Source organism: Arthrobacter sp. StoSoilB22 (assembly GCF_019977315.1).
Classification (GTDB): domain Bacteria; phylum Actinomycetota; class Actinomycetes; order Actinomycetales; family Micrococcaceae; genus Arthrobacter.
Map to the genome: position 1 here is coordinate 543,223 of NZ_AP024652.1, position 13,552 is coordinate 556,774.

The following is a 13,552-nucleotide window of genomic DNA, read 5'->3' on the forward strand; positions in this document are numbered from 1 at the left end:
TTTTCAACACAGGAGATTGCATTCATGAGCAAGAAAGTACGCCTCGGCATCATCGGCCTGGGCCAGCAAGGCGGCGCCTACGCCAAGTTCATCACGGACGGCCTGGTGCCCAATATGGAGATCGGCGCAATCTGCGATGTTGATCCCGCCAAGAAGGAACTCGCAGCCTCGCAGTATCCGGATGTCCCGTTCTACGACGACTACATCACCCTGCTTGAGAGCGGATCCGTAGACGCGATTGTCACCTGCGTGCCGCACTTCCTGCACCCGGAGATGGGCATCGAAACACTCAAGCGCAACATCCACGCGCTCGTGGAGAAGCCCGCCGGCGTCTACACCAAGCAGGTCAAGGAACTGAACGAGTTCGCCGCCTCCAAGCCGGAGCTTTCCTTCGGCATCATGTTCAATCAGCGCAACAACCCGCTGTACAAGAAGCTGAAGGAAATCGTCGATAACGGCGAGATCGGCAAGATCCGCCGCTCCAACTGGATCATCACCAATTGGTGGCGCCCGCAGGGGTACTACAACTCCAGCGAGTGGCGTGCTACCTGGGGCGGCGAGGGCGGTGGCGTCCTGGTCAACCAGGCACCGCACCAGCTGGACCTGTGGCAGTGGATCTGTGGCGTCCCGCAGTCCGTGTACTCCAAGGTGGCGTACGGCTTCCGCCGGGACATCGCCGTCGAGGATGAAGTCACTGCAGTGGTGGATTATGGCGACGGCGCCACGGGCGTTTTCGTGACAGCAACCCACGACATCGTGGGAACCGACAGGTTCGAAATCCTTGGCGACCTCGGCAAAATCGTGGTGGAGGACAGCAAGGTTGCCACGGTCACCCGGTTGGTCAAACCTGAGCGGGAAATCAGTGATTCGATGGATATGGATGGCGTCCGCAAGCTCTTCATGGGCCAGCTGAACCGCGAAGAGTTGTACAGCAGCGAGGTCATCGAGTTCGAGTCTGCGTGGGGTGGCCAGCATGCCGGCGTCCTGGAGAACTTTGCGGCCAACATTTTGGACGGAACTCCTCTACTGGCTCCGGGTTCGGACGGTATCAACGGTGTTCGCCTGGCCAACGCCATCCACCTTTCCAGCTGGACCGGCAAGGAAGTGTCCTTGGACTTTGATGAGGATGAATTCCTGCAGGAGCTAAACAAGCGCATCGCTGAAGAGGGCAAGTTCCCCGAGCGTTCCTAGCCCCTTCGAAGCGGGCCGGTTGTCAACATTCTTTTGGCAACCGGCTTGTTTTGTTGCCATGCGGTCTACGATGGAGCGGTGACTGACCTGACGAGCACTGGAGCAGCAACCACCCCCACCAAACGAGGCCGGGGTGAGAAGTCCTCTGCCACGATTTACGACATCGCAAAGCTCGCGGGCGTGAATCCCTCTACAGTGTCCCGCGCCCTGAGTAAACCGGGCCGCGTGAGTGCCAAGACGCAGAAGATCATTGAGGACGCGGCGGCGGAGCTGAACTATCAAGTGAATCCCTTCGCTCGCGCCCTCCCTACCGGCCGTACCCAGACCATCGGGTTGATCGTGGCGGACATCACCAACCCCACGTTCTTTGACATCATCCGCGGCGCGGAAACCACGGGATCGGCCCGCGATTACACGCTGGTTCTGGCCGAGTCCGCTGAGTCACCGGAAACCGAAGTAACAGCGGCCCGGCGTCTGTTGAGCACCGTGGACGGTCTCATCCTGGCCAGTCCCCGCATGGACGATGACCAGATCCGGGCTTTGGCTGCGGACAAGCCGGTTGCCGTTATTAACCGTGAGATCACCGGGGTTCCGTGCGTGGTGCCGGACGTCAACAAGGGCATCAGCGAGGCCGTGCGCAGCCTGGCCGCCAACGGCCATGAGAAGCTCGCCTACGTCGCCGGCCCCAAGCAGTCATGGATGACCGCCCGCCGATGGGAAGGCGTCAAATCTGCCGCGGAATGGTCCAAGCTCAGCGCGGTCCGCCTGGAGACCTCCAAACCAACCGTCGACGGCGGCAGGCAAGTAGCGCGCGACGTCCTGGAAAGCGGGGCGACGGCGGTGATCACCTACAACGACCTCCTCGCCATTGGCTTGATGCAGGAGCTGCAGGCCGGCGGGATGAGAGTCCCGGACCAGATCAGCATTGTTGGCTTTGACGACATTTTTGGAGCCGATTTCACCACCCCCGCGTTGACCACCGTGCGCTCACCCTTGGGGGAGTGCGGCACCCGCGCCGTCACCATCCTGCTGGATATGCTGCAGGGCCAGGAGGCCCCGGACGAAGCGGTCCGGGTGGAGACGGAACTCGTGGTGCGAGGGTCCAGCGGACGGCTCCTCGCCTAGGCTCAGTACGCCGCTGCGCAACGGGATGCAACAGAGTGGCAATTTTTGGCAACCGGTTGACAAAGTGCCGAACCGGAACGCAAGATTGACCTATGTCACAGTCCATCGCCGCACACCCTGACAGGCTCCTGCCCGCAGATCCCGGGACGCGCAGCATCGCGCGCTCTTTGTTGGAGCGCGTCCAGGACCTGCCCATCATTTCCCCGCACGGCCACGTTGACGCCGCAGTCATCGAGCAAAACACGCCGTTTCCCGACCCCGCAGCACTTCTGGTCAGCCCGGACCACTACGTCACACGCCTGATCCACGCCAACGGTGTTCCGATGGATCAGTTGCTGGCCGGGACGGCCTCTGCGCCGGAGTCCCGGGAGATCTGGAGGCAGTTTGTCCAGTCATGGCCGCTGTTCGAGGGCACGGCCTCCGGGTACTGGCTGCGCACCCAGTTCAACGACGTTTTCAAACTCGGCGCAGACCTCAGCGAGATGCCGGCAGACGCCAGCTATGACGCGATTGCCGCGAAGTTGGTGGAGCCGGACTTCCGTCCCAGGCAGCTTTTCAAGGACTTCAACATTGAGGTCCTGGCCACCACGGACGATCCCTTGGACAACCTTGCCAGCCACAAGGCCCTCACCGAGGATCCCAGCTTCAACGGCCGCGTGCTCCCCACATTCCGCCCGGATGCCTACCTGAACGTGGCGCATCCGCAGTGGAGCAGCAATGTTGACCGTTTGATCGAAACTGCAGGCGATGGTGCCACAGGCTACGCGGGCTATATTGCGGCGCTTGAGAACCGCCGTCGGTATTTTGTGGAGCATGGGGCGGTATCGGCGGACCATGGCGTCCGCACCCCGGCCACCCTCAAACTTGATGCCGCGGATGCGGAAGCGCTCTTCGAAAAGGCGCGGGCCGGAAAGGCAACTGCCCAGGACCGCGACGCGTTCGAGGCCCACATGATGTACCAGATGGCGCGCATGTCGGTGGCCGACGGTTTGGTCATGACCATTCACCCGGGCTCCTACCGGAACCACCATGAGCCCACCTTCAAGTCCTTCGGGGCAGACACCGGCCACGACATTCCGTTCGCCGTGAACTACACCGAGGCCATCCGTCCGTTGCTGCAGGACTTCGGCACGGCCAAGGATTTCCACCTGGTGCTCTTCACCCTCGACGAGACTGTCTTCTCCCGTGAACTCGCGCCCCTGGCCGGCTTTTACCCATCCGTCTACATCGGCGCACCGTGGTGGTTCCTCGATGCGCCGGATGCCATGTTGCGCTTCCGCTCAGCAGTTACGGAGACCGCCGGTTTCTCGCGGTCCTCGGGCTTCATCGATGACACCCGCGCCTTCTGCTCCATCCCCGCACGCCATGACGCCTCCCGCAGGATCGAAGCCTCCTTCCTCGCGCGCCTTGTGGCCGAGCACCGCGTTACTGAAGACCGCGCGCACGAGTTGATCCTCGACGTCGTCGATTCCTCGCCACGCAGGGTGTTCAAGCTATGACCGCCGAACTGCCGCGCCTTAGCCGCGCTGTTTCGCCTGCCGGCCAAGCACCGATCAGGATTGTGCATCTGGGCCTCGGGGCGTTTCACCGCTCCCACCAAGCCTGGTACACGCAGCATGCCGGCGACGCGGGGGAGTGGGGCATCGCTTCGTTCACCGGCCGCCGTCCTGACGCCGCGGAAGTCCTCGCTGCACAGGATGGGCTGTTCACAGTGGTGGAGCGATCCGACGCGGGCGATTCCTTCGAGGTAGTGGGCAGCATCGTCGAAGCCGTAGATGGCGCCAACGTGGGCCGGCTGGTTGAACTGCTCGCCGCGCCCCAGACCGCTGTGGTCACCCTCACCATCACGGAAGCGGCGTACGGCCTTGGCACCGACGACGCCCCGCTGCTGGTTTCCGGGGCAAAGCCCACGACGCCGTTGGGCCGCTTGGTTTTGGGACTCGCCGCGCGCAGGGACGCCGACGCCGGCCCTCTGGCCGTCGTTTCCTGTGACAACCTCTCGGACAACGGAAACGTAGCGCGCCAAGCGGTAGCGAACCTTGCCCGGGAGTTCGACGTCGCTCTGGCGGACTGGATTGAGGCCAACGTCAGTTTCGTGAGCACCTCAGTGGACAGGATCACTCCGCGCACCACCCCCGATGACATTCAACTGGTAGCCCGCGAGTGCGGCTACCGGGATGAAGCGCCGGTTGTGGCCGAGCCCTTCCGCAACTGGGTGCTCAGCGGCGACTTCCCCGCCGGGCGCCCCTGTTGGGAGGACGCCGGCGCGCTCTTCGTGGACCACATAGAGCCTTACGAGAACCGGAAGCTCTGGCTTCTCAATGGTGCGCACTCCATCCTGGCCTATGCCGGACAGCTTCGCGGGCACACAACCGTTGCCGAAGCCCTGGCTGATCCCGTGTGCTTGCAAGCTGTGGAGGAGTTCTGGGATGAAGCATCCCGCCACCTTGCCGGCGACGACTTGGGCATTCCTGAGTACAGGGCGGCATTGCTGGATCGCTTTGGCAACTCCCGGATTGCGCACCACTTGGCCCAGATCGCCATGGATGCCAGCACCAAGCTGCGCATGAGGGCCGTCCCTGTACTCCGCGCCGAACGCGCAGCAGGGCGAACCGGCGAGGCTGCGGCAAGGATGATCGCCGTGTGGGCTGCCTACGTGGAGTCGAACCCCGGGCTGCAGGACCCGCAGTCGGAGGCAGTGGCCGTGGCTAACCAGCTTTCCGGTCTCGACCGCCTTGCTGCCCTGGTGGCGTTGCTGGATGCTGAGCTCGCCCGGGACTCCTTGGTAGTTGAGCTCATTCATCAGCTCGGCAGTAGCTTTGCGCCCGAAGTTTCAGCTAACGCTGGTACTGCGGCGTAGGAATCTATATGCGAGGTGGTCCGGGCCCTGAGGTTTCAGGTGCCCGGGCCACGGTCGTTTAACGTGGTCGACTGGCACCCTTAGCGTCCAACACCGCAAACCCATGCGTTGTGGGGCCCACTCTGCGTGCCTCGACGCGATCTTGGGGCGCAGAGCGGGCCTTACAAGGGAAGAGATTTGGTGTAACTTTCAATGAAATATGGCGGCAACCGATTGCCAAACGCTTGCCAAGGTGACTAGAGTTACATCAGCTGCACAAGCCGGTCCCAGAGGTTCCATCCACTGTCGAGTCGGCTCGGACCGCAATGACGCGAAGGGTAAAGGAGCCCGCATTGAAAAAGCTCAGCAAACTCAGCATCGCCGGCTATGGTGCCGGCGATGCCGCCAACAATCTTGCCTTCACCACCGCCACGATGTTCCTGCTGGTGTACTACACGGACGTCGCAGGAATTTCGGCGGCCGCAGCCGGCACACTGCTCCTGGTGGTGAGGATCTTTGACGCGTTCGCCGACGTCTTCGCCGGACGTATGGTTGACCGCTCCTACAGCAAACGCTTTGGGAAATTCCGGCCGTTCATTATGTTCGGCTCCATTCCGCTCCTGCTCCTCAGCGTGGCCACGTTCTCCGTGCCGCAGTGGGGTGAGGCGGGCACCTTGCTCTACGCCTATGTGAGCTACGCGGCCCTGGGGTTGGCGTACTCCCTGGTCAACATCCCGTATGGCTCGCTGGCCGGGGCCATGACGCAGGACCCGGGGGACCGCGCCAAGCTGGGCTCCGCCCGCACGGTGGGTGCACTGTTGGTGGGTTCCGCTCTGGGCATCTTCGTTGCTCCATTGATCAAGCCGGGGGCTGACCTCCAAGCCACTTTCACCACCATCACGCTGGTCTTTGTGGTGGTTGGCGCGGCGCTGTACTTCTTCACCGTGCTCACCGCCAAGGAACGTGTTCACCGCTCGGTGCCCAACGTTTCCTTTAAACAGAGCATGGACACCCTGAAGACCAGCCGCCCGCTGCTGATGTTGTGCCTCAGTTCCCTCCTCTTCCTGACCGGCTATATGGCGTTGTCTTCCGTGCAGCTCTACTACCTGCGTGATGTCCTGGGTCGCTTGGATCTCTACCCCGTGCTGGCCATCGTGCAGCTTGTCATGACCCTGGCCATGGCACCCCTGATGCCGCGGATGGTCCGCAAGCTGGGCAAGAAAAACGTGTACATCGTTGCCGGAGCGCTCTCCATGGTGGGCGGAGCTATTGTTTTCTTCTCTCCTCCCTCCATGGTCTGGGTTGGATTCACCGGGCTGGTAGTCAGCCTGATGGGCGTGATGGCAGTGAATATCGTGGTGTGGGCCCTGGAGGCCGACACCGTTGAGTATGGCGAGTGGAAAACCGGAGTCCGCACCGAGGGAATCACCTACGCGCTGTTTTCCTTCACCCGTAAGACCGGCCAAGCCGTGGGCGGCGCCCTGGCCGCCTATTGCCTCGCCGTGGGCGGGTACAAGTCGGGGGCGGCTCAGAGTGCGGAAGCCATGCAGGGAATCCAATTCGCCGCCGGAGCGCTGCCGGCCATCATGACCATCCTGGCGATAGCGGTGATGGCCAAATACAAGCTCACGGACGCAGTGCATGCGCAGATTGTGGGGGAGATCCGCGCTCGCCGTTCCGAGGAGGCCTTGCAGCTCAGCCAAAAAAGCTAGGCAACCGGTTGCCACTGGATGCAATCCAACCTAAAATCGTACTTAATCTCAACCAGCCACATCCCGAAAGGAAAAGCTGTGAAAATCATTGCCGCTGAAGTCTTTGTGACCAGCCCGTCCCGTAATTTTGTTACTTTGCGCATCACCACGGAGGACGGTGTCACCGGCATCGGTGACGCCACGCTCAACGGCCGTGAACTGGCCGTAGCAGCGTACCTCAAGGAACACGTGGCGCAGCTGCTCATCGGCAAGGATCCGCACCGGATCGAGGACACCTGGCAGTTCCTCTACCGCAGCTCATACTGGCGCCGCGGCCCCGTGACCATGGCGGCGATTGCCGCCGTCGACATGGCGCTGTGGGACATCAAGGGCAAGATCGCCGGGATGCCGGTGTACCAGCTGCTGGGTGGCGCTTCCCGCAACGGTTTGCGGGCCTACGGCCACGCGTCCGGCGCTGACATTCCCTCGCTGTTCGACTCCGTTCGTGAGCACCTGGAACTGGGCTACAAGTCCATCCGCATCCAGACCGCCATCCCCGGCATCAAAGCCGTATACGGTGTGGCCGCACAGGCGCAGGCCTCGGGCGAACGCTATGACTACGAGCCCGCCGGCCGTGGCGCGTTCCCGCAGGAAGAGGACTGGGACACCCGCGCCTACCTGCGCCACCTGCCCACCGTGTTTGAAGCCGTCCGGAACGAGTTCGGCCCGGAAATCCCGCTGCTTCACGATGGCCACCACCGTATGACGCCCATCCAAGCCGCCAAGCTCGGCAAAGCCCTGGAGCCTTACGACCTCTTCTGGCTGGAGGACTGCACCCCGGCCGAGAACCAGGAAGGCTTGCGCCTGGTCCGCCAGCACACCACCACGCCGCTGGCCATCGGTGAAATCTTCAACACCGTGTTCGACTTCCAAACCCTCATCAAAGAACAGCTGATCGACTACGTTCGTGCTGCATCCACCCACTTCGGCGGCATTTCACCGCTGAAAAAGGTCATGGACTTCGCGGCCCAGTACCAGATCAAGTCAGGCTTCCACGGCCCCACCGATATTTCGCCCGTAGGTTTCGCCGCCCAGCTCCACGTGGGCCTGGCCATCCATAACTACGGCATCCAGGAATACATGCAGCACTCGGACAAGACCAACGAGGTCTTCCAGCAGTCCATGACCTTCAAGGACGGCTACCTGCACCCCGGCGACGAACCCGGCATCGGCGTCGAATTCAACGAAGAAGCCGCCGCCGCGTTCCCGTACCAGCAGGCCTACCTGCCGTACAACCGCCTCGTGGATGGCACGGTTCATGACTGGTAGAGAGGTCATGACTGATATAGCGCAACCCCGCCACCACATTGTGGTCATGGGGGTGGCCGGCTGCGGCAAAAGCACTATAGGTGCCGCCTTGGCCGAGCGGCTTGGTGCTGGATTCCTCGACGGCGATTCGCTGCACCCCCAGGCGAACATCAGCAAGATGGCCTCGGGTATTCCGCTGAACGACGACGACCGCGCACCGTGGCTGGCCGAAATCGGCAGGCGATTCCCGGCGTCGAACTCTGCTCTTGTCATCGCGTGCAGCGCGCTCAAGCGCTCCTACCGGGACATCATCCGCAGCGCCGATCCATCCGTGGTGTTCGTGCACCTGCACGGCACCCGGGAGTTGCTAAATGCCCGCATGACTGCCCGTCCCGGGCACTTCATGCCGGCCTCGCTGCTGGACTCACAGCTGGCTACGCTGGAACCGCTCGAGGACGACGAAGCCGGGATCGTTGTGGACATCGCACTGCCTGTGGAGGACATCGTGAATGACGTACATGCCGCACTGGCAGGCAAGTCCGCTGCGTCTGCCGGGCCGCACCTGGTGGACTTGACGGCTGCTCCCTACAACCTGGACGACGCCGCGGTGGAGTGGGTGGAGAGCACCATCGGTTCCATGACGCTGGAAGAGAAAATCGGCCAGCTCTTCATCAACCACAACAACGATTACTCCCCGGAGTACCTCGACGGCGTGCTGGAGAACTTCCACGTAGGCGGCATGCGGTACCGGCCGGGGCCCTCTGCAGCCGTGCAGGAACACATCCGCTACGCCCAGTCCAAAACCCGCATTCCGCTGCTGATCGCCTCCAATCCGGAAATGGGGGGCTCCGGCAGTTGCGACGACGGCACGTTCGTTTCCACGCACCTGCAGGCAGGCTCGCACCCGGACAAGACCATTGCGCGGCAGATGGGCCAGGTGGCCGGCGTCGAAACTGCTGCGCTGGGCTGCAACTGGGCCTTCGCGCCAATCGTGGACATTCACTACAACTGGCGGAACACGGTCATCTCCACGCGGGCCTTTGGAAACACCCCGGACATAGTGGTGGAACGGGCAAAAGAGTACTTCGACGGCATCAGCGAATCACCCACCGTCTGCGCCATGAAGCACTTCCCCGGTGACGGTATTGATGAGCGGGACCAGCATGTGGTCACGTCCTACAACACCCTGGGCTACGACGAGTGGAACGCCAGCTACGGGCACGTGTACCGCGAAATGATCGGGCATGGCGTGCAGTCCATCATGGTGGGTCACATTGGTGCTCCCGAGGTGTCCCGGCATTTCCGGCCAGGCTTGTCGGACGCTGACATCCTGCCTGCCACGCTGGCGCCGGAGTTGTTGCAGGACCTCTTGCGTGGGGAACTCGGGTTCAACGGGCTGGTCCTCACGGATGCGTCCCTGATGGTGGGCCTGACTCAGACCATGAAGCGCAAGGACCTGGTTCCTGCCACCATCGCAGCGGGCTGCGACATGTTCCTGTTCTTCCGGAACCCCGAGGAGGACTTCGGGTACATGCTGGATGGCTACAAGTCCGGTGTCATCAGCGAGGGACGTTTGCAGGATGCCCTGCGGCGGATCCTTGGCCTGAAGGCGAGCCTGGGCTTGCATCTCGTTTCGCGGGAACGGTTGGTTCCGGCGGCCGAAGCCTTGGCTGTTATCGGCAGCGAGGCCCACCGGGCCATAGCTGCTGACATCGCTGACAAGACCGTCACGCTGGTGAAGGACACTGCCCGCAACCTGCCGATCACGCCTCGGACCCATCCGCGAATCCGTCTCTACGGCATCTCCGGGGGCGCCGACTTCACCCGCGCAGATCCTCTGGCTTACCTGGATACCGTCCGGGAAGAACTGGAAGCCGCAGGTTTTGAGGTCAGCGTCTTCCAGACCGCTGAGCAGCGTGAGGCCGCGGGAGAGGCCGGCATGAACTTCATGCGGGTCCTGTCCGAGGAAGCCACCGGCGACTATGCGGAGCGATACGACGCCGCCTTCGTCTTTGCCAATGTGAAGGGCTTCGCGCAGGAGGCCTCCATCCGGATCAAGTGGTCCTCGCCCATGGCCGCCGAGATCCCTTGGTACGCCACGGAGGTTCCCACGGTGTTTGTCTCACTGAACCAGCCGAACCACTTGATCGATGTGCCTATGGTCAAGACCGCCATTCACGCCCACGCAGCAACACGCGAGGCCATTCGCGCAACGATCCAAAAGATCCAGGGTGAGTCCGGATTCCAGGGGACGTTCAACCAGAACGTGTTCTGCGATTCGTTCGACACCCGCCTCTGACAGCAGGCGTTAGCCCGGTACTGCCCACAAGGCGGTGCCGGGCTTTTTGCGTTACTCGGTGAAACCGCCAATTGTGAACGCTAACAACGTTTCATGTCAAGAGTCTTGGGAGCGGTTCTAGTCTGCAATCATTTTGTGATCCACGGCACTTGACCAGCGGTATTGTTAGCGTTCACAATGGCATTCGCATTACATATTCGTGGCATGCGGCATTCAACTGGCCGCAGACCATATATCGCTTCACCGTGCCGGACGCGCAGATGCTCCGGCTGCATCAGAGTTCGCGGCAATGCTGCCGCGGAAGGAGAGCATCGTGAGATTGAAGAAACTCCTGGGCGCCGTAGCGGTTGTCCTTACCTTGACTGTTGGAGCCACTGGCTGCGGTAGTCGCGGGGGCTCGGCCGAGTCCACCAGTAGTGCAAATCCCAGCGATTCGCTGGTTGGCATTTCGATGCCCACCCAGACGTCCGAGCGTTGGATCGCCGATGGCGCCAACGTTGAGAAGTCCCTGAAGGACCTTGGCTACAAGACGGACCTCCAGTTCGCCAACGATGACATTCCCACACAGGTTTCGCAGATCGAGAACATGCTGACGAAGGGCGCCAAAGCGCTCATCATCGCAGCGATCGACGGCACCACCCTGACAGACGTCCTGGCCAAGGCCAAAGAGCAGAACGTCAAGGTGATCGCGTACGATCGCCTCATCAACGGAACGCCGAACGTTGACTACTACACCACCTTCGACAACTACACCGTGGGTGTTCAGCAGGCCACTTCCTTGCTGACCGGCCTGGGCCTGGTTGACGCCAGCGGCAACAAAGTTGAAGGCAAGGGCCCGTTCAACGTTGAACTCTTTGCGGGCAGCCCGGATGACAACAACGCCAACTTCTTCTGGACCGGCGCCATGGACACCCTGAAGCCCTACATGGATGCAGGCACCTTGAAGGTTCCCAGCGGCCAGACCAAGTTCGAGCAGGCAGCCATCCTGCGCTGGCAGGCACCTGTTGCCCAGAAGCGCATGGAAGATATCCTCACCTCCGCTTACAGCTCCGGAACCAAGCTGGACGGTGTGCTTTCCCCGTATGACGGCCTGTCCATCGGCATCATTTCCGCGCTGACCAGCACCGGCGGCTACTCCACCGGCAACCTGCCGGTAGTCACCGGCCAGGATGCGGAGAAGGGCTCCGTGAAGTCCATCATCGCCGGCGAGCAGTACTCCACCATCTTCAAGGACACCCGCCAGCTCGGCGCACAGGCCGTGAAGATGGTTGACGCCGTCCTCAAGGGCACCGAACCGGAGACCAACGACACCAAGACCTACAACAACAAGGTCAAGGTTGTCCCGGCCTTCCTCCTGAAGTCCGTCATCATCACCAAGGACAACTTCCAAAAGGAACTGATCGACTCGGGCTACTACAAGGAAGCCGACGTCAAGTAATCACGTCCCCGGTCTGTGGCCCCAAACCTCTGTGTTGCTGTACGCAGTGCGGCGGGGCCACAGCCTCCCATAGAGCCTGCCCGAGTCCTCGGCCCGGGCCAAGTTCCAACCAGTCAGCGGGAATTGACGATGAACGTACCCATTCTTCAAATGCGAGGAATCACCAAGACCTTCCCCGGGGTAAAAGCCCTTCAGGACGTCACCCTGGACGTCAACCGTGGTGAGGTTCATGCCATTTGCGGCGAGAACGGAGCAGGGAAGTCCACCCTCATGAAAGTGTTGTCCGGGGTCTACGCCCACAACACCTTCGACGGCGACATCCTCTTTGAGAACGAACCCTGCGAATTTTCGAGCATCACCGATAGCGAGAAGCGCGGCATCGTGATCATCCACCAGGAACTGGCCCTGAGCCCGTACCTGTCGATTGCCGAGAACATCTACCTCGGGAATGAGCTTGCCAGGAACGGCTGGGTGGACTGGCGGAAGACCAACCTTGAAGCCGCCAAACTGCTGGCACGTGTTGGCCTCAGTGAAAACCCGGTCACCCCCATCCAGCACATCAGCGTGGGCAAGCAGCAACTGGTGGAAATCGCCAAGGCGCTGTCCAAAGAGGTGAAGCTCCTCATCCTGGACGAGCCCACCGCTGCGTTGAACGACGAAGACTCGGACCACTTGCTGGACCTCATCCTGCACCTCAAGGGCCAGGGCGTCACCAGCATTATCATCAGCCACAAGCTCAATGAGATCCGCAAGGTGGCTGATGCCGTCACCATTATCCGCGATGGCAAATCCATTGAGACACTGCGCCTGGACCAAGGCCAGATCACCCAGGAACGCATCATCCGGGGCATGGTGGGACGCGACCTGGAGAGCCTGTACCCGGACCGGAACCCCAACATCGGCGAGGAAGTCCTCCGCATAGAAGACTGGACCGTCCAGCACCCCCAGGACCATTCCCGCATGGTGGTGAACAACGCCAGCCTCAACGTCCGCAAGGGTGAAGTGGTTGGCCTGGCCGGCCTCATGGGCGCCGGCCGGACCGAGCTGGCCATGAGCGTCTTCGGCCGGACTTACGGGCGGGCAGTATCGGGCAAGGTCTACAAGTACGGCCAGGAAATCGACACCTCCACTGTCTCTGACGCAATCGACCACGGGATCGCCTATGCCACCGAGGACCGGAAGCACTATGGCCTGAACCTGATCGAAGACATCAAACGGAATATCTCCATGGCTGCACTGAACAAGCTGGCCAAACGAGGTTGGGTGGACGGCAACAAAGAGACCACCGTCGCCAACCATTACCGGAAGAGCATGAACATCAAGGCTCCTTCCGTTGCTGCCATCACCGGCAAGCTCTCAGGCGGAAACCAGCAAAAGGTGGTGCTGAGCAAATGGATGTTCTCAGACCCCGACGTCCTCATCCTCGACGAGCCAACCCGTGGAATCGACGTCGGCGCCAAATTTGAGATTTACACCATCATCGCGGAGCTTGCAGCGGCAGGAAAAGCCGTCATAGTGATCTCCTCTGAGCTTCCGGAGCTCCTGGGCATTTGCGACAGGATCTACACCCTGTCCGCAGGCCACATCACCGGCGAAGTCCCCATCGCTGAAGCCACCCAGGAAACCCTCATGCACTTCATGACCCAAGAGAAGGAATAGCG

9 protein-coding genes are annotated in these 13,552 nt (G+C 61.6%); all 9 read left to right on the plus strand.

Annotated elements, in window-relative coordinates; all coding sequences use genetic code 11:
* Positions 1-24: 24 nt before the first annotated feature.
* The 9 genes from LDN70_RS02640 (at position 25) to mmsA (ending at position 13,550) form a co-directional block, all read left to right on the plus strand.
* Complete coding sequence (locus LDN70_RS02640; RefSeq protein ID WP_223941647.1) at positions 25-1,191, plus strand: Gfo/Idh/MocA family protein; 1,167 nt, start codon at positions 25-27, stop codon at positions 1,189-1,191.
* Between the two features lie 78 nt (positions 1,192-1,269).
* A complete protein-coding gene (locus LDN70_RS02645) occupies positions 1,270-2,316 on the plus strand; it encodes a LacI family DNA-binding transcriptional regulator (RefSeq protein ID WP_223941648.1) in 1,047 nt (348 codons plus the stop codon).
* A 92-nt stretch (positions 2,317-2,408) separates the two neighbouring features.
* On the plus strand, positions 2,409-3,815 hold the full coding sequence (uxaC, locus tag LDN70_RS02650; RefSeq protein ID WP_223941649.1) for a glucuronate isomerase: 1,407 nt from the start codon (positions 2,409-2,411) through the stop codon (positions 3,813-3,815).
* Entirely contained in the window at positions 3,812-5,176 is a 1,365-nt protein-coding gene (locus tag LDN70_RS02655) for a mannitol dehydrogenase family protein (protein ID WP_223941650.1), read from the plus strand. Before uxaC ends, LDN70_RS02655 begins: the two co-directional genes overlap by 4 nt.
* Positions 5,177-5,508: 332 nt before the next feature.
* The gene (gene uidB, locus LDN70_RS02660) at positions 5,509-6,867 is read left to right on the plus strand and encodes a glucuronide transporter (protein WP_223941651.1); all 1,359 of its coding nucleotides are present in this window, start codon (positions 5,509-5,511) and stop codon (positions 6,865-6,867) included.
* Positions 6,868-6,945: 78 nt separating this feature from the next.
* The gene (gene manD / locus LDN70_RS02665) at positions 6,946-8,175 is read left to right on the plus strand and encodes a D-mannonate dehydratase ManD (RefSeq protein WP_142936842.1); all 1,230 of its coding nucleotides are present in this window, start codon (positions 6,946-6,948) and stop codon (positions 8,173-8,175) included.
* Between the two features lie 7 nt (positions 8,176-8,182).
* Positions 8,183-10,453, plus strand: a complete 2,271-nt coding sequence (locus LDN70_RS02670; protein WP_223941652.1) for a gluconokinase, GntK/IdnK-type — start codon at positions 8,183-8,185, stop codon at positions 10,451-10,453.
* Positions 10,454-10,766: 313 nt separating this feature from the next.
* A complete protein-coding gene (gene chvE / locus LDN70_RS02675; protein ID WP_347877617.1) occupies positions 10,767-11,891 on the plus strand; it encodes a multiple monosaccharide ABC transporter substrate-binding protein in 1,125 nt (374 codons plus the stop codon).
* A 129-nt stretch (positions 11,892-12,020) separates the two neighbouring features.
* Positions 12,021-13,550 carry a multiple monosaccharide ABC transporter ATP-binding protein gene (gene mmsA / locus LDN70_RS02680; protein WP_142936839.1) on the plus strand — a complete coding sequence of 510 codons (1,530 nt, stop codon included), beginning with the start codon at positions 12,021-12,023 and terminating at the stop codon, positions 13,548-13,550.
* Positions 13,551-13,552: the final 2 nt, after the last annotated feature.